This is a genomic window from Embleya sp. NPDC127516 (assembly GCF_044765325.1).
Classification (GTDB): domain Bacteria; phylum Actinomycetota; class Actinomycetes; order Streptomycetales; family Streptomycetaceae; genus Embleya.
On sequence record NZ_JBIWJT010000006.1, the window covers coordinates 231410 to 248295 of the forward strand.

Annotated in this window: 17 protein-coding genes; 9 read left to right on the forward strand and 8 right to left on the reverse strand. The window is 70.8% G+C overall.

Annotated features, from left to right (window positions below):
* Positions 1–47: 47 nt before the first annotated feature.
* Together ACIRL2_RS14150 and ACIRL2_RS14155 are read right to left on the reverse strand one after the other, a co-directional pair.
* Positions 48–233 carry a DUF397 domain-containing protein gene (locus tag ACIRL2_RS14150; protein WP_402232184.1) on the reverse strand — a complete coding sequence of 62 codons (186 nt, stop codon included), beginning with the start codon at positions 231–233 and terminating at the stop codon, positions 48–50.
* Between the two features lie 19 nt (positions 234–252).
* Positions 253–1140 carry a helix-turn-helix domain-containing protein gene (locus ACIRL2_RS14155; protein ID WP_402232186.1) on the reverse strand — a complete coding sequence of 296 codons (888 nt, stop codon included), beginning with the start codon at positions 1138–1140 and terminating at the stop codon, positions 253–255.
* Between the two features lie 395 nt (positions 1141–1535).
* Between ACIRL2_RS14155 and ACIRL2_RS14160 the strand changes: the two genes are divergently transcribed.
* Together ACIRL2_RS14160 and ACIRL2_RS14165 are read left to right on the forward strand one after the other, a co-directional pair.
* On the forward strand, positions 1536–1826 hold the full coding sequence (locus ACIRL2_RS14160) for a hypothetical protein (protein WP_402232188.1): 291 nt from the start codon (positions 1536–1538) through the stop codon (positions 1824–1826).
* 241 nt (positions 1827–2067) lie between these two features.
* Complete coding sequence (locus ACIRL2_RS14165) at positions 2068–2856, forward strand: phosphotransferase family protein (RefSeq protein WP_395865542.1); 789 nt, start codon at positions 2068–2070, stop codon at positions 2854–2856.
* A gap of 574 nt (positions 2857–3430) precedes the next feature.
* Here the strand turns inward: ACIRL2_RS14165 and ACIRL2_RS14170 are convergent.
* The 3 genes from ACIRL2_RS14170 to ACIRL2_RS14180 all read right to left on the reverse strand — a co-directional run bounded on the left by ACIRL2_RS14170 (position 3431) and on the right by ACIRL2_RS14180 (position 5686).
* A complete protein-coding gene (locus tag ACIRL2_RS14170) occupies positions 3431–4735 on the reverse strand; it encodes an MFS transporter (protein WP_402232190.1) in 1305 nt (434 codons plus the stop codon).
* Positions 4732–5304, reverse strand: a complete 573-nt coding sequence (locus ACIRL2_RS14175) for an ArsR/SmtB family transcription factor (RefSeq protein WP_395865546.1) — start codon at positions 5302–5304, stop codon at positions 4732–4734. Before ACIRL2_RS14175 ends, ACIRL2_RS14170 begins: the two co-directional genes overlap by 4 nt.
* 112 nt (positions 5305–5416) lie before the next feature.
* The gene (locus ACIRL2_RS14180; protein ID WP_395865548.1) at positions 5417–5686 is read right to left on the reverse strand and encodes a hypothetical protein; all 270 of its coding nucleotides are present in this window, start codon (positions 5684–5686) and stop codon (positions 5417–5419) included.
* 96 nt (positions 5687–5782) lie between these two features.
* On the opposite strand from ACIRL2_RS14180, the gene ACIRL2_RS14185 reads away from it, so the two are divergent.
* From ACIRL2_RS14185 to ACIRL2_RS14200, 4 genes are all read left to right on the forward strand, one after another.
* Positions 5783–7288 carry a sensor histidine kinase gene (locus tag ACIRL2_RS14185; RefSeq protein WP_395865550.1) on the forward strand — a complete coding sequence of 502 codons (1506 nt, stop codon included), beginning with the start codon at positions 5783–5785 and terminating at the stop codon, positions 7286–7288.
* A 79-nt stretch (positions 7289–7367) separates the two neighbouring features.
* On the forward strand, positions 7368–8045 hold the full coding sequence (locus ACIRL2_RS14190) for a response regulator (RefSeq protein ID WP_395865552.1): 678 nt from the start codon (positions 7368–7370) through the stop codon (positions 8043–8045).
* A gap of 193 nt (positions 8046–8238) precedes the next feature.
* Positions 8239–9948: an FAD-dependent oxidoreductase gene (locus ACIRL2_RS14195; protein WP_395865554.1), complete on the forward strand. Its 1710-nt coding sequence runs from the start codon at positions 8239–8241 to the stop codon at positions 9946–9948.
* Entirely contained in the window at positions 9945–11366 is a 1422-nt protein-coding gene (locus ACIRL2_RS14200; protein WP_402232193.1) for an ATP-binding protein, read from the forward strand. Before ACIRL2_RS14195 ends, ACIRL2_RS14200 begins: the two co-directional genes overlap by 4 nt.
* Before the next feature lie 69 nt (positions 11367–11435).
* Here ACIRL2_RS14200 and ACIRL2_RS14205 read toward each other — a convergent pair whose 3' ends face one another.
* The gene (locus ACIRL2_RS14205) at positions 11436–11753 is read right to left on the reverse strand and encodes a type II toxin-antitoxin system PemK/MazF family toxin (RefSeq protein WP_395865557.1); all 318 of its coding nucleotides are present in this window, start codon (positions 11751–11753) and stop codon (positions 11436–11438) included.
* Positions 11754–12187: 434 nt separating this feature from the next.
* On the opposite strand from ACIRL2_RS14205, the gene ACIRL2_RS14210 reads away from it, so the two are divergent.
* The 3 genes from ACIRL2_RS14210 (at position 12188) to ACIRL2_RS14220 (ending at position 14769) form a co-directional block, all read left to right on the forward strand.
* Positions 12188–13411, forward strand: coding sequence for a sensor histidine kinase (locus tag ACIRL2_RS14210; protein WP_402232195.1), 1224 nt, complete (start codon positions 12188–12190; stop codon positions 13409–13411).
* Positions 13411–14082 carry a response regulator gene (locus tag ACIRL2_RS14215; protein WP_395865561.1) on the forward strand — a complete coding sequence of 224 codons (672 nt, stop codon included), beginning with the start codon at positions 13411–13413 and terminating at the stop codon, positions 14080–14082. Before ACIRL2_RS14210 ends, ACIRL2_RS14215 begins: the two co-directional genes overlap by 1 nt.
* A gap of 264 nt (positions 14083–14346) precedes the next feature.
* Entirely contained in the window at positions 14347–14769 is a 423-nt protein-coding gene (locus tag ACIRL2_RS14220) for a hypothetical protein (RefSeq protein ID WP_395865563.1), read from the forward strand.
* Positions 14770–14950: 181 nt separating this feature from the next.
* Here ACIRL2_RS14220 and ACIRL2_RS14225 read toward each other — a convergent pair whose 3' ends face one another.
* Positions 14951–15607 (reverse strand): ester cyclase, encoded by a 657-nt coding sequence (locus ACIRL2_RS14225; protein ID WP_395865566.1) that lies wholly within the window; start codon positions 15605–15607, stop codon positions 14951–14953.
* A 375-nt stretch (positions 15608–15982) separates the two neighbouring features.
* Complete coding sequence (locus ACIRL2_RS14230; protein ID WP_395865568.1) at positions 15983–16870, reverse strand: TIGR03854 family LLM class F420-dependent oxidoreductase; 888 nt, start codon at positions 16868–16870, stop codon at positions 15983–15985.
* Between the last annotated feature and the right edge of the window lie 16 nt (positions 16871–16886).

Genomic DNA, 16886 nt, shown 5'->3' on the forward strand with positions numbered 1-16886 from the left:
GACCCCTGGAATCCGCCAGTCGGGATGACGGGGCGTCAGGGGCACAGCTAGGCGCGGAGAGCGACCGAAAGAGCTGTCCACGCGGCCGGTGTGATCACGAGGTGACCGATACCCGGGTCCTTACTGTCGCGCACGGCCGTTGTCGAGTTGCAGCAGAGAGCCACTTCCACACATTCGCCGTTCGGTCCACTGTAGCTGGACACTCGCCATTTCCCTATTTGGCCATTCTGCACGAACGCTACCGCCCCTCGATCACAGTGAATCCAGTATGCGCTTCAGTCGGGCACGAGTTTCCGCCGGCCCTTCAGCCGCCGAGGAAAGAAGTTCGAAACTTTGGCGATAGCCATCCGTTTCTACTGTCTTTTCCATGAAAAGAGTGCTGGTTAGATTTTCGCAGTACACTACATCGCTATCCAGATCCGAAGGAAAGTGCAGCGTAACAAACGAACCGCTGACGCCGGCATGTGCCCCTACCGACAAAGGCAGCACTTGCAGGTTCACTCGTGGGTCTTCGGAACGAGTGATCAAGGCTTTGAGCTGTGCTCGCATCGTCTCCCTACCGCCCATCGGTGCCATGATGACCGGCTCCCAGAGAACCACGGAAAGACGCGTTGGCTCTTCTCCCGGTTTGGGATCGCGCCAAAATCGCTCCTGCCGTTCCTGTCGCACCTTTACGAAGGTTTCGACACTCTCGGGTTTGGCAGCCGCAGGGTTGACGCCTGTGATCGCGCGGGCATAATCCGGAGTCTGAAGCAGACCGGGAACCAGGACAGTTTGCCAAGTGTGGACTTCGCTCGCCTTGCGTTCCAAGTCCAGATAATCGGCGTAGGCCGGTGGCAACGTGTCGTCATACGTCCACCACCAACCGGGTGCCGTGCTGCCTTTTGCCAGCCCCTCCAGGTGAGAGCGCAGGGTTTCATCATCCACGCCGTAGAGATCAAGCAAGTCCCGGACGTCGCGGGTACGCACGGGAACGTGCCCGGTTTCCATCCGGGAGATCTTGGCGCGTGAACATTCGAGACACGCTGCCGCCACGTCGGCGGACACGCCGGATTCGTCCCTGAGCCGCCGCAACTGTGCGCCCAGGTTGCGTCCTTGCACCGTGGGCCTACGCGGGATGTAGCGCTCTGCCGCTGTCATGCGCTCAGTCTCTCGCTTCCGTCTTGCACTGCCTACCGTGATCCAATCCGTGCAACCTTTTCTCCAGCAAGGTTGCATCACTGACGCTTGCGGGTGCACGCTACTCAAAGCGACATCACCGACACTCACTGGTGATCTTGGGAGTCGGCCGCGCCCTGTCGCGCGGCCGATCCGTCGCGCCTTGAACTGCCCCGGCGTCGGTCTCGGTCGCGTGTGGTCCCGGCGCCGGGGCGTGTGCTCTTGCAAGGGAGTGGCATGACGAAGTCGATGCATCCGCCCGGTGGGGTGCGGACGTTGAGCGTGGATCAGTACGCCATTCGGCGGTGGATCATCCGTCGGGTTCGTGCTCGGTATCCCCGGTTGGTCGTTCGGGGTGCACCCTGCGGACGGTTGTTGTGAGCTGTGGAGCGGGCTTCGTGGTCGGCCTGGACGGGGAAGCCGTGCCGATCGTCGTGGCACGGGAGTTGCCCCCGCGAGAACGGCCCGGGCCCCTGCGCCACTCCGTCGGCGACTGGGTCGCACCGCGCCCCGGGCTCGGCCACGACGCCCATCCCGCCGGATGCGTCGAACGGGCCGAGGACTCCGCCGGGCTCGACAACGACCAAGTGGTCATGGTGTGTCCACCGACCGGCATGCCGTACCTGCTGAAGGGCTCCGAGTTGTACCGGGTCAAGTCGCCACGTTGACCCTCATGTTCGCCCCGCCCGAATGTTTGGGAAGGACACCGGGCGGGGTCCGCACCATCCGAGCACTACCGACGCGCAAGGTGGGGCACATGGCAGACGACGACTACGAAATCACAGGTGGGAACGAGAACTGCTCGCACGAGTGGTGGCACTGGTCGGGGGAAGACCGCTGCCGAAAGTGCCCGGCGGTCCGCAGGAAGAAGTAGACGATCGGCCCCGTGACCGAAGCGAAAGGCAACCCATGGAACGCCGCTGGACATGGACCGAACTACCCGACACGGTCCGGGCGGACATCGAGACGGTCACGGGGCCCGTACGCACCGCGGAACCACCCGGCGAGGGCCTGACATCACCCTTCACGGCCGTGCTGCGAGCCCCCGGACGCCGGGTGTTCGTCAAGGGCACGCCAACCACGAACGGCAAGGCTCTCGACCACCAACGACGAGAGGCATTGGCCGCCCCCTCGGTCGGCGGACGTGTCGCCCCGACCCTGCTCGCCCACCTCACGCCGCCCGGCTGGGACGTACTGCTTTTCACGCACGTACAAGGCCGCTACGCCGACGTCTCCCCCGGCGGATCCGACCTGTCGCCCCTCGCCTACGCGTTGAGCCGAGCCGGCCGCGTACGCCCGCCGCACGGACTCGCCCTGCCCTGTCTCGCGGACCGTTGGGCCGAACACCTCACACCGACCGAACGCGCCCTCCTCGGCGGAACACACCTGCTGCACACCGACCTGAACCCCTGGAATGTGCTCATCGAAGACGACAGTGCCGGCGGACGCGCCTACTTCGTGGACTGGGGGATGTCCGCCATCGGTCCCGCCTGGGCCGAACTCGCGTACGTATACCTGCTGTTGCTCTGGTCGGAACACACCACCGAATCCGCACACGCGTGGCTGCGCGAATTCCCGGCATGGCGCGCGGCATCCAACGCCGGCATCCGCGCATTCGTCACCGGGGCGACGGCGGAAGCCAACGCCCGAGACCTACCCGACCAAGCCCAGCGATGGAAATCGCTACTCGCCCGGTAACGACCCCGTCGTGACCCACACATGAAAGAGCCCCGGCGACCGCTGGAACGGTCCCGGGATCGGCCGACAGCTTACGAGGAGCTGACGACGTGACCCACTTTATCGCTGCCGTTTTCGGATGGCTGCGCCGACGCCGCACCCCGCCGACGCCGGACGGGCAGCCCGCCCGACCTACCGCGCCGAAGCGCCCCCGACCGAGCCGTCCCGCCAACCCGAAGCCGCAGACCCACCCCCAGTGGCGCACCTTCGTACCGCCTGCCCTTTCCCCCGCCATCGACGACGGCCCGCCCGTGCAGGACTCGGCGACGGTCGTCCCGCCGTACCTGATGACGCCCCGAGAAGTCGCCGAGCGCAGGCGCAGGATCGCCGAAGCCGGACAAGCGCACCTCGCCGACGCAGTCCCCGGATGCCACCCCCGACCCGCGTCCCACCGCCGCCCCCGCCCGGCCCGTGGCGCGGGGGCAACAGCCTGATCCCCGCCCCGCCCTACCGCTGACACGACGGACGCGCACGCCGGTCCCGAGTCCCACCCGGGGCTCCGGACCGGCAGTGCGTTCCGGACCGACGCGCGATCTCACGCGACCCGCTGCGCCACGCGCGTGTCGACGTCGTCCTCCCTGGCCGTGGGCAGATCACGCTGGTGGGCCATCGGCGAGAAGAGCAGAATCAGGGCCGCGGCCGGGATCGCCGCCGCCATCACCCAGACCGTGGGACGGACCCCGATCGTCGAGCCCAGGGTGCCGGCCAGGACCGCGCCCAGCGGGATCGTGCCGTAGTTGACGAACTGCATGCTCGCGGTCATCCGACCCAGCAACCGCGGCGGGCAGTAGCGCTGTTGGAAGCCCGCCTTGATCACGTTGCCCGCCACGACGCCGGCCACCATCGCGAAGTTGCCCACCATGAACAGCACGAGCCGTACGCCCCCACCGGTCAGCGGCACCAGCAGGACAAGCACCGGCAGGCCCAACTCGAACACGATCGTGGCCCGCGCGGTGCCGATCCGCGCCGCGACCCGGCGCCCGACGAACGCCCCCGCGACGCCCCCGAGCGAACCGATCGCGATCAGGCCGCCGACCACGCCGGGGCTGACCCCCACGGTCCGGACCAGGAAGACCACTTGGATCGATTGCAGCCCGACCAGGCCGAGATTGGACGCGCCACCGAACAGCGCGAACGTACGCAACCACCGGTCGTGCGCGACCAACCGCAGGCCCTCGCCGATCTCGCGCACCAGCGAACGTCCGGTCCCCGAGTCGGCCGCCCCGGCCGCTCCGGCCATCCCGCCCGGCTCGTGCGGCGGTTCGCGGTGCCGGATGCCCAGCAGACACGTGAACGAGGTCAGGAACGTGCCCGCGTTGACGAACATCCCGTTGACCGCGCCCACCAGTTGCGCGATCAGGCCGCCCGCACCGACCCCCGCGATCTGCGCGGCGGACGCGCTGCCGTGCAACTTGCTGTTGCCCTCGGCTTGGTCGGCGGGCCCCAGCAGGCTCGGCAGGTAGGCGGTGTACGCGGTCTGGAAGAAGACCGCGGACACCCCGGTCGCGAGCGTGATCGCCAGCAGCAGGCCGACACTCGACAACCCCGCGAAGTGCGCCAGTGGAACCGCCAGGAACAGCGCGCAGGACGCCGCCGCGGCGCCGAGCATGATCGGACGTCGCGCTATTCGGTCCACCCACACGCCCACCGGCAGCCCGATCAGCAGCCACGGCAACCAGGCCGCCGCGCTGAGGAGGCCGACCTGGAACGTGCTCGCGTCCAGCGTGGAGACCGCGATCAGCGGCATCGAGACGCTGGTGACCGAGGCGCCGAACTTGCCCGCGGTCTCACCGAACCACAACAGTCGGAAGTCGCGGTGCCGGCGCAGCAGTCCACTCATGTCGGTTCCTGGGATCGGCGCGGAAGGGCCTGGTACTGCAGCACCACCGTGATCGCGCCGGGCTGCTCCGGTGCTTGCGTGTACTCGCTCACGAGCGCGACCACACGATCGTTGAGCTCGGCCATCTGATCGGCCGTCAGTCGCGCGCCGCTCCAGTCCGAGACGGCTCGGGCCCGCACCCATTCCGGGCCCATCTCCTGGGCGTCGGCGTATGTGGCCACCATGCGCTCGGCCTGCTGCCGCAGGGCCTCGTCCTCGTAGACCGCCAGCGCGCCGCTCGTCTCCGGGTCGTCCCGGAAGTCGCTGGTGTTGAGCTGGCGCGGGTTGTAGACGGCCCGCCACCAGCGCTCGCGCTTGGTGCCGCGGTCGGGGTCGTCCTCGATGAAGCCGTGCTCGGCCAGCGTGCGCAGGTGCCAACTGACCGTGCCGGTGCTCTCGCCGAGTCGCGCGGCGAGCCGGGTGGCGGTCGCGGGGCCGTCCAGCTTGAGAAGTTCGACGATGCGCATGCGTAGCGGGTGGGCCAGGCCACGCAGGCTGCGGGCGTCCATCCGCGGAAGTGGATTGGGCATGGCTCGACTCTAATATGCAGAGACTTCTCTGCAAAGGACTCTTGGCAAAGAAGTCTCTGCAAATGGTTCTCTGCAAACGCCACGGCGGGTCGGCCGAGCAGGTTGCCCGACCTCAGGGCGCGCCGTCGTCCAGAGCCACCGGCCCCGGCGGCGGCGTGCAACACGACTCCCCCGGCACCGCCGGCTCGCCGGGCACCTCGCTCGACCCCGGCACCGCGGGCGCCGTGGGACTGATCGGCACCGGGACCGGGGTCGGCCGCGGCCCGTCCGAGTCGTGGGTGAAGTGCAGGACGAGGGTCGCCACCAAGCCGATCACGATCACGGCCACGCCGACGAGGGCCTGGACGGTCTCGCGGTGCGGGCGGCGTCGTTTCTCGGACATAGCGCCACGTTAGGCATGTTCGGCGTGCGCCGGCAGACATGGCACACGACTTTCGACGGAGGTGTCGCGACCCTGCGGGTCGATACCGTCACAACCATGCGCACCACCCCCGCCGCCTGGGCCGCCGACCTGGCCCTGTGGACCCTGCTCGGCATCGGCATGCTGACCGTCAACGCACCACTGCCGCTGTCCGCCACGCACGCCGCGACGCTCGCGATCTGCCTGGTCGGCGGCGCCGTGCTGGGCCGGACGTATCCGCCCGCCGCGCTCGCGCTGACCGTGTTCCTTGCTCAGCAGGACGCCCGTTGCTACGCCGCCGTGGCCCTCGCCGCGTTCCTGGCCGGGCGGCGCTCCGCGGACGGACCGGGCCTGCCGTGGCGGCTGGTCTCGGTGCTGGTGCCGGCCGCGCTCGGGGCCTGGCTCGAGTCGCCGAACACGGCCGAACTCTCGGTGCTGCCCGCCGAACTGCTGGGCCTGGCGGCGATGCCCTGGCTGATCGGTCGCTACCGCTATCAGTGGCTCGCGCTGCATCGACGCGGCTGGGAACAGGCCACACGGCTGCAACGCGAGCGGGACCTGGTCGAGGAGCGCACCCGGCTGCGCGAACGGGCCCGGATCGCCCAGGACATGCACGACTCGCTCGGCCACGACCTGAGCCTGATCGCCCTGCGCGCCGCAGCCTTCGAACTCGACGCGACGCTCACCGACGCGCAGCGCGAGCGGGCCGGCGAACTGCGGGCGGGCGCGGGCGCGGCGACCGAGCGGCTGCACGAGATCATCGGCGTGTTGCGGGAGAGCGACGAACCGGCGCCGGTGGACCCGGTGCACGAGGACCTGGACACCCTCGTCGCGCGCTGCCGCGCCTCGGGCATGGTGATCCGCCACACGGTCGAGCCGACCGCCGAGCCGGTCGCGCTGCCGCCGATGGTCGATCTCGCGCTGCATCGGATCGTGCGCGAGTCGCTGACCAACGCGGCCAAGCACGCGCCGGGCGCGGTGGTGCGGATCACGGTCACCCACGGCCGCGAGCGCACCACCGTAGAGGTCGCCAACGGGCCCGCCCCGCGTCCGGCCGAGTCCGCGCCGGTCGGCAGCGGCCACGGCCTGGTCGGGATGCGCGAGCGGGCCCGACTCCTGGGCGGCACGTTGACCGCGGAGCCGGACGCGGACGGGTTCCGGGTGCTGGCCCACCTCCCGCACCACGCCGCGCCGGCCCGTCCGGACACCGCCGGCCACGTGGAACAGGGTCGGCGCATCCGCCGCCGGTTCGTCAAGGCGCTGGTGTGGACCGGCGCGGGCGTGCTGCTCGCCGGATCGGCGTACGCGCTGACCACCCAGGGCGAGGCGGTGGCGCCGGGCGACTTCGACCGGATGCGGATCGGCCAGACCCGCGCCGAACTGGCCTCGATGTTGCCGGACGACCCGAGCGACCAACGCCCGGAGCGGGAACCGCCGATCCCGACCGGCGCCGCGTGCGAGTACTACACGAACGGCGACTTCCTGCCGAGCCGGCTGTTCCGCCTGTGCTTCGTCCGCGGTGTGCTGGTCGCCAAGGACGACGTGCCGCTCGAACAGCGACGCGACCGGGACGACACACGCTGACGACCGGGCGGGCCCGATCCATCCCATCCCACGCACCCCACCGCACCCCGTCCACGCACCCACCCGAGGAGCCACCGCGTTGAGCACCACCGAGCAGTCCACTACCAGCATCCGGGTCCTGATCGCCGAGGACGAGCGGCTGATCCGCACCGGCGTGCGGATGGTGCTGACCGCCGACCCCGGGATCGAGGTGGTGGCCGAGGCCGCCGACGGCCGCGAGGCGATCGAGCAGGCCCGGCGATGGCGCCCGGACGTGGTGCTGATGGACATCCGGATGCCGAACCTGGACGGCCTGGCCGCGACCGCCGAACTGCGCCGCGCGGTACCGGGCACGGCCGTGGTGATCCTGACCACGTTCGGTGAGGACGAGTACATCGCGACCGCGCTGGACAGCGGCGCCACCGGTTTCCTGCTCAAGTCCGGCGATCCCCGCGAACTGATCGCGGGGGTGCGGGCGGCGGCCGAGGGTGGCGCGTACCTGTCCCCGAAGGTGGCCAAGCGGGTGATCAGCGGGATCGTCCCGGGCCGGCCCGCGCGCGAGGTGGACGCCGGGGCGCGCGTGGCGCTGCTGACCGCGCGCGAGCGGGAGGTCCTGGCGCTGGTCGGCGCCGGCTTGGCCAACGCGGAGATCGGCCGTCGACTGCACCTGGTCGAGGGCACGGTCAAGACGCACGTGAGCGCGATCCTGGCCCGCCTGGGGGTGCGCAACCGGGTTCAGGCCGCGATCGTGGCCTACGAGGCGGGCATGGTCGACTGAGCCGCGGGGCGACACCCGCGGGACCGCCGCCTTCGCGCACCGCATCGCCCGGCGCCGGGCCCACCCGGTCGCGGCGGACCCGCGCGGACACTCTCCACCTGCGGGTTTCGGCGAGAGGATAACGTGGCGGGCGCGCTGTCCGGGGCATGGTCGAGGCCGGTTCCGGGCAGTGGCTCCCTTCCGTCTTCCGCCCATGCCCGTGAGGAAATCCGTGGACAAGCCCGTCCTGCTCACCGTCGACGACGATCCGGCCGTGTCCCGCGCCGTGGCCCGTGACCTGCGGCGACAGTACGGCGACCGACACCGCGTCGTGCGCGCCGAATCCGGCGCACAGGCCCTGGAGGCGCTGGCCGAACTGCACGAGCGGGGCGAGCAGGTCGCGGTGCTGATCGCCGACCAGCGCATGCCGCAGATGGACGGCGTGGCGTTCCTGGAACAGGCCGCACACCTTTACCCACGCGCGAAACGGGTGCTGCTGACCGCCTACGCGGACACCGGCGCGGCGATCCGGGCGATCAACGACGTGGACATCGACCACTACCTGCTCAAGCCGTGGGATCCACCGGAGGAACGCCTGTACCCGGTCCTGGACTCGCTGATCACCGCGTGGGAGACCGCGCCGGTGCCGGACGAGAGCTGGGCCACGGTGATCGGCGCACGCTTCTCCGCGCCGTCCTTCGAACTGCGCGACTTCCTCGCCAACAACGGCGTGCCCTACCGCTGGTACGACGTGACCCAGGCCGAGGCGCGGCGGTTGATGCGCGAGACCGGTACCACCGAGGCCGACGTGCCGGTGGTGATCGCGCCGGACTCGACCGTGCTGCGCGGCCCGTCCAAGGGCGAACTGGCCGAGTACGTCGGCCTGTCCGTGACCGCCTCCGGCGACCTGTACGACGTGGTGATCGTCGGCGGCGGCCCGGCCGGCCTGGGCGCCGCGGTATACGCGGCCAGCGAGGGACTGCGCACGCTGCTGGTGGAGCGCCAGGCCACCGGCGGGCAGGCCGGCCAGAGTTCGCGGATCGAGAACTATCTCGGCTTCCCGGACGGCATCTCCGGATCGCAGTTCATCGGCCGGGCACGTCGTCAGGCGCTCAAGTTCGGCGCCGAGATAGTCAGTACGCGCGATGTGACCGAACTGGGTGTGGACGGCGAGGTGCGCACCATCTCGTGCGACGGCGACGTGGTCGCCAGGGGCCACGCGATCGTGCTTGCCACCGGTGTGTCCTACCGCACCCTGGAGGCGCCCGGATTGGCCGAGCTCACCGACCGCGGCGTGTACTACGGCGCCGCGCTGACCACCGGCCCGGACACCCGCGACCAGGACGTGTACATCGTCGGCGCGGCCAACTCGGCGGGTCAGGCCGCGGTGTTCTTCGCCCGCTATGCCCGCCGAGTGATCATATTGGTGCGCGGCGCGGGCCTGGAGGCGTCCATGTCGCACTACCTGATCGAGCAGTTGGCGCAGATCCCCAACGTCGAGGTGCGCGTGCGCACCGAGATCACCCACGCGCACGGCACCGGCCGGCTGCGCGAACTCACCCTGCGTGACCGTGACTCCGGCAAGGAGGAGACGGTGCCCGCGTCGTGGTTGTTCGTGTTCATCGGCGCCAGCCCGCGCACCGCGTGGCTGGACGGCAGCGGCGTGCGCCGCGACCGGGACGGCTACATCCTCACCGGCGGCGAACTCCTCGACGACTGCGACGGCGAGCTCGACGGCTGGAATCGACCGCCGTTCGTCCAGGAGACCGCCGTGCCGGGCGTGTTCGCCGCCGGCGACTCGCGCGCGGCCTCGGTCAAGCGGGTCGCCTCGGCGGTCGGCGAGGGCGCGATGACGGTGATGCTGGTGCACCGCTACCTGGACACCCTGAACACCCGGATCCCGGCGACGGAGGGCTCGCGATGAGTGTGTGCGACGTGTTGCCGCCCGAGGAACTGCGCACGCTCTTCCTGTTCGAGAAGCTCGCCGACGAGCACCTGGACTGGCTGTGCGCGCACGGCAAGGTCAAGGCGTTCCCGGCGAACACCACGCTGTACCACGAGGGCGACCCGGGCGAGTGCTTCTTCGTGCTGCTCTCCGGCGAGGTCACCATGAACCGGATGGTGCGCGGCGGCGAGTTGGAGGTGCACCGCTCGTCGATGCGCGGCGCCTACGTCGGCGCCGCGCTCGCGCTGGACGGCGACGACGACGCGACACCGGCCGTGCACGCGTACGGCAACACCGCGCGCACTCACGTCGACTCGACCTTCTTCGTGCTGCCCGCGGCCGAGTTGGCGCAAGCCTTCACCGAGTGGTTCCCGATGGCCGCGCACCTGGTCGCGGGCATGTTCCTGGGCGCGCGCCGCAATGGCTCGGTGGTCGGGCAGCGCGAGCGCATGGTGGCCCTGGGCACGCTCACCGCCGGGCTCACCCACGAGTTGGGCAACCCGGCCGCGGCGGCCGAGCGGGCAGCCGCGAACCTGCGCACCCGACTGGGCGAACTGCGCTCGGCCCGGGCCGAGTTGGCCCGCACGGGCGCGAGCGCCGAGGCGCTGGCGGCGCTGGAGCGCCTACAGGAGGAGGTACTGGCGCACCGGGCCGGCGAGGCGCCTCGGCTGCGCCCGCTGGAGTTCTCCGATCGGACCGACGAAGTGGCCGAGGTCTTCGAGGACTTGGACATCGCGGACGCGTACGAGACGGCGCCGTCGTTCGTGAACGTGGGCCTGTACGAGGACTGGGCGCGGGACGCGGGTGCCGCGCTCGGCCCGGCGGCGCGCCCGGGGTTGACCTGGCTCGCCGCCAACCTGGAGGGCGAGGCGCTGCTCGACGAGGTCGCCGACGCGCTGGGCCGGATCACCGAACTGCTGGCCGCCGCCGGGCAGTACACCCAGATGGACCGGGCCCCGTACCAGGAGACCGACCTGCGCAAGGGCCTGGACAGCACGGTGGCGATGTTGGCCGGCCCGCTGCGCGACATCCGGGTCGAGCGCGAGTACGCCGCGGACCTGCCGAAGATCCAGGCGTACCCGGCCGAGCTCAACCAGGTGTGGACCAACCTGATCGACAACGCCGCGGACGCGATGGGCGGCAAGGGCACGCTGACCCTGCGGGCCCACGCGGACGCGGCGTCGGTGGTGATCGAGATCGAGGACAGCGGGCCGGGCATCGCGCCCGACATCCAGGACCGGATCTTCGAGCCGTTCTTCACCACGAAGGCACTCGGCGAGGGCACCGGCCTGGGCCTGGACATCTCCTACCGGATCATCGTCCAGCGGCACGACGGCACGGTCACGGTCGACTCCGAACCCGGGCGCACCACGTTTCGGATCACGCTGCCCAGATAGCGCGGCCCGGCCGCGCGCCGTCCCGGGTGGTGCCGGCCGTCGGATGCGCCGACGACGTCACCGACTGCCTCACAGACCCAGGACGGCGCGCAGCGCGACGTCGACCCGCTCCATCTCGTCCGGCGCGACATCGCCGAGATAGGTGCCCTGTTCGAACCGGCGATGCCGGGACGTGTACAGGTCGGGAGCGAGCACGACGCCGTTGACCGGCGTGGTGATCCGGACCGTGACCAGCGACTCCTGCCGGTCGCCGATGGTGTCCACCAGCGCGCACAGGGCGGCGCCCGGGTGCAGTGCGGCGACGTGGTCGTTCTGCACGATCATGAAGGTGCGGTCGCGGCCGACGGTGGGGATCGTCCACACCTGGCCGCGCCTCAGCGGCCGCACGGCTCCGCCCCTGTCCGGCCCGAGACGGCGATGGCCGGCAGGCCGCGACGCGCTGCCGGCGTCGGACGGTCGGGGTCGGGGACGAAGCGGTTGCCGGTAGCCATGGCACCAGTCGTACCAGACGCGACGCCACCGGAATTGCCAACGGGGTGCGCGTTCGCCGCCGGCGGAGCGATTCGCCCGATTCACCGGGGGCGCGGCGCACTTGGGTGGGCATCGGCCGAACGGGCCGGGCGGGGTCCGGAGGAAACGCTCGCGGACCTCGCACGCACACTCGGCGGGCCTCGTGGGAACACTCGGCGGGCCTCGCGGGAACACTCGGCGGGCCTGTCGCGAGACGCTCGCGCCTTCCGCGCGTATCCCTCGCGCGAGCGAGGCGGCGATGGACGATCACCCGCGACACTGTCGGTACACACCACCCTGGAGTAGGCCGCATGTCCGACCATCCCGCCGAGCGCGGCGCCGACCGGCACGTCCGTGACCGGGCCAAACACACGCTGGACATCCTGCGGCGGACCGATCCGCGACTCGTGGACATCCTGATCGCGCTGATGGTGCAGTTCATGGTGTCGCTGCCGTTCCTGGTCGCCTGGCGCTCGCCGTATCGGATCGGGTTCTTCCTGCTGTCCGGTACGGCGATCCCGCTGATCTGGCGGCGCCGGCGGCCGTTCGTGGTGGCGTGCGTGGTCGCGATGTTCGCGGTCCCGGCCTCGTTGCACCATCGCCCCGGGCAGGCGTTCCAGTTCGGCATGACGATCGCGATCTACACGGTCTTCGCGCTCGGCCGGCGCTGGGAGCGGATCACGGTCGCGGCGATGATCCTGCCGATCACGCTGACCGTCGAGTACGCCAAGCATCAGCCCTCGCAACAGGCCACCTTCGACGTCTTGGCGCTGACCGCGGCCGCCGCCTTCGGCCTGGCCACCCGGCACCGCACCGCGTACATCGCCGGGATCGAGGAGCGCACCCGGCGGTTGGAGCACGAGCGCGACCTGGAGATCCGCCGCGCCGACGCCGAGGTGGCCCGCGCCGCCGCGCGGGAACGGGCCCGGATAGCCCGGGACATGCACGACATCCTGGCGCACGCGGTGAGCCTGATGACCGTGCAGGCCGAGGCCGGCCCGGTGGTGGTGCGCAGCGATCCGGCTCGCGCGGAGGCCGCGTTCGACGCGATCGCCGACGCGGGGCGCGACGCGATGGTGCAGCTCCGCCGAATCCTGGGCACGCTCAAGGAGGACGCCGAGGCCGGTGCCCGGGCCCCGCAGCCCACCGTCGCCAACATCGCCGACCTGGTCGCCGAGGTCGGCCGGACCGACCTGCGGGTGGTGTACGAGAGCATCGGCGAGCGCCGACCGCTGCGTTCGGATGCGGAGATCGCCGCGTACCGTGTCGTCCAGGAGGCACTGACCAACACGGTCAGACACGCACAGGCCACCACGGTGACGGTGCGGCTCGAATGGGGCGAGGACACGATGAGGATCACCATCACCGACGACGGCCGGGGCGGGCGGCCGCGCCCGGGCGGCGGACACGGGTTGGTCGGCATCCGCGAACGGGCGAGCGCGTGCGGTGGCAGTGTGACGGTCGGGCCGCGGGTGACCGGACCGGGCTTCGAGGTCGCGCTGCGGATCCCGCTCGACGCGGTACGGGCTCCGTGATGTCGATCCGCGTGGTGGTGGCCGACGATCAGGGCCTGGTGCGCAGCGGCTTCGCGATGATCCTCGACGCGCAGTCGGACATCAGCGTGGTGGCCGAGGCGGGCGACGGCGTGGAGGCGATCGAGGCGGTTCGCGCGCACCGCCCGGACGTACTGCTTCTGGACATCCGGATGCCCAGGATGGACGGCATAGAGGCGGCCCGCACGGTCTCCGCCGAGGCACCGGCGTGTCGGATCGTCATGCTCACCACGTTCGACGTGGACGAGTACGTCTACGACGCGCTGTACGCGGGCGCGGCCGGCTTCCTGCTCAAGGACGTGCGGCGGGACGACCTCGTCCACGCGGTGCGGATGGTGGCGAGCGGCGAGGCGTTGCTCGCGCCGTCGGTGACCCGGCGGCTGATCGCCGACTACACCCGCCGACTGCCCCGTACGGAGGCCCCGGCCGAACCCTCCGAGCGGCTCGCGGTGTTGACGACGCGCGAGCGGGAAACGATGCGCTGCCTGGCCCTGGGCATGTCCAACGCGGAGATCGCCGAGGCGCTCGTGGTCAGCGAACACACGGTGAAGACGCACGTCAGCAGCATCCTGGGCAAGCTCGGGCTGCGGGATCGGGTGCACGCGGTGATCTGCGCGTACGAGACCGGGCTGGCCGTTCCGGGTACGGCCTGAAGGCTCTGTACCGGCGGCGCGGGCGGCGCGCCCACGGAGTCCGCCCGACCGTTTCGGACACGACCCGCATGCTCGCGCGAACGGTGCGCGGGCCGGTCACTCGCTCGCTCGGGTGAGGCGGGAAAGGTTTCTCCGTCCTACAGAGGGAGTACGCGAGGCGGCGGAAACGGTTCGTTCAGTGGATGCGCGGGACCGCCCCCACAGCGAATCCTGGTGGGGCCCGAGGGACTGTCCCATCGGGCGCTTCGAACGGGGGAGCGCGCCATGAGCGATGTCCTACAGCAGTCGAGTACCGAGCTCTACCTGCGGTTGAGCGACTGCACGATGCGCGTGGGCAAGGGGTCGCGCGGGCGACCGGCGCTCGAGGTCTACACGGGGTACCGGCTGATCGACGTGGCCGTGGCCGGGACCACACTGGGTCGCACGCTGCTGCGCGGCGCGCTGCGTTCCGGGCGCGGCGAGCCGTCGTGGGCACTCGCGTGGGGTGTGCTGCCGAACGACGGCGTACCGCCGCGAGTCGAGTTCCGGCGTGGCCGGTTCACACTCCCGGCCCCGGCAACGATCTTCGCCGAACGCTTCTGGGTGGCCACCGTCCCCGGCACCTACCGCTCCCTGACGGTCGACACCGGCGACACCACCCCCACCGAGGGCGGCCGCCTCACCCGCATGCGCACCCCCCGCCTGTAACCCGCCAGACGAGCCCACCGACGATCGACCACACGCTCGAACCCGGGCGCGAATTCGCGACGCGTCGGGCCGAGGGGGCGAGAGCCCAGGCTCGGGTGCCGGGTGGGGGTTGGGGAGGGGCTCGGCACCCGGGCGCTGGTGGGGTGTGCTTCGGCTTCGGTGTCCGGCGGGTCGGGTGGGGTCAGCTTCCGTGGGCGACCGGGCAGCCGCCGGTGAGTTGGGCGAGGAAGCTGTTGGGGTCGTAGTAGTGCTCGACCTCGACGAGTTTGAGGTCGTCGCTGACCTTGGCCACGCTCATGCCGAACATCTCGATGGTCTCGCCGTTCGGCCGGAAGCCCTTGTACTCGCCGGTGTAGCTGCCCCAGTGCCGCCATTTGAAGGCAACCACGGGCGGCGGGGACAGGACTTCGAGGACCTCCCAGTAGAAGCCCTCGGGGAACGCGGTGTGGAAGATGTGGTGCGAGGACTCGAAGCTCTCCCCGCCCGGCGAGTAGAAGATGCTGTCGCCGATCAGGATGTTGTAGCTGCCTCGGTCCACGATGTCCTGCGCGCTCGCCCACGGGCCGCCGTTGACGTTCGTGCGGAATCGCTCGGTAACCATGGAGACCCAGGTCTTGGGGTCCTTCTTGTGCGAGACCTCCATTTCGAAGACCTGCACGATGCTCTCGACGATCGCCTCCAGCGAGTCGGGGGCGTGCCGTGTGCTGCGCTGGCCCGGCATCACAGTGTGCGAGAGGTGGTAGTCGGGGGCCTCTTCGCGCCAGTCGCCGGGTGCCGCGGCGGCAACGACGGCGTCCCGTCCCTGAAGCCAGAGCGGAGTCGCGGGGGAAGTCGACACGTGTATTTCCATCCTTCGTTGCCGGCGGCAGCGCTCGGTGGCGCGCGCCGTCCGGAGGGGAACGGGGGCGATCCTGACTGACTGTCAGACCGGGCGCAACCCTCCGTCGCGGCGGCCGCCGCGCGACGGCCGGCCGGATTCGATCGGTGTCGAGGTACGGAATCCGGCCAATCGGAGGGCAGGACCGACTCCCGGGCATACGGGGACTGTTCACGTGTCGACCGACGCTGCGGTGCAGGTGGGCGCGAGGAGCAAGGGCGGCCGGTCGGCGGTCCGGGGTTCCCGACCGCTCGGCCGGCCGTACGATTCCGGCAGGCCCGAGTGTGCGCAATATTTTGCTTACGGAGCGTCAGTTCGCGGGTACGGCAAGATCGTTCACGTCTCCAGCGGCAACAGCTCGGTGGCGAACTCGTTCAGGAACGCGGTCCACGAGAGCGGTGGACCGGCCGGCCGCACCACGAACTTGCTCACCCCGACATCGGCGTACTGCCGGATCAGCTCGCGCGCGGCGGCCCAACCGGTGGGCACCAGCTCGGCGGGGTCCACGTCCGGTCGTTGCCGCCGCAAGGCCCCGAACTCGCGGCCCGGAGCCCCGTCGAACGCGACCACCAGGCTCATCCCGTAGTGGTCGTCGTCGACGGTACGCCCGGCCTCGGCCGCGGCGGCCTCGATCGCGCGCCGGGCCGCGCCTGCCTCGTCGGGGGTGAGCGCGGCGCCCAGCCAGCCGTCGGCGAGCCGACCCACCCGGCGCAGCGACTTCGGGCCGCTGCCGCCGAGCCACAGGTCCAGTGGCCGGGTGGGTCGCGGGCGCACGGTGGCGTGTTCGTAACTGTGGTACTTGCCCTCGAAGGAGACGTCGTCGTTTTCGAGCAGGAGGCGGACCACGGTGAGCGCCTCGTCCATCACCTCGCCGCGCGGGCCCGGAATCGGGAACAGCGGCCGTTCGCGCGCGGTGGCGTGTTGCACGCCGAACACCGGCAGGATGCGGCCCGGCGCGAGCGCGGCCAGGGTGGCGAGCTCCTTGGCCACGGCGACCGGGTTGCGGCCGGGCAGCACGGTGACGCCGCTGCCGAGCTTGAGCCGCTCGGTACGACCGGCCGCGTAGCCGATGCCGACGAGGGGGTCGGGCAGGTCGCCGCCGATCAGATCGGGCAGCCAGAGCGAGTCGACGCCGATGTCCTCCATGTGCCGGACGAGTTCGCCGAACGTCGCGGGGTCGGCGGGGTTGCGCGGGCTCATGCCTACGCCGATACGGAGTTTCATGGAGTAAGTCTGTTGG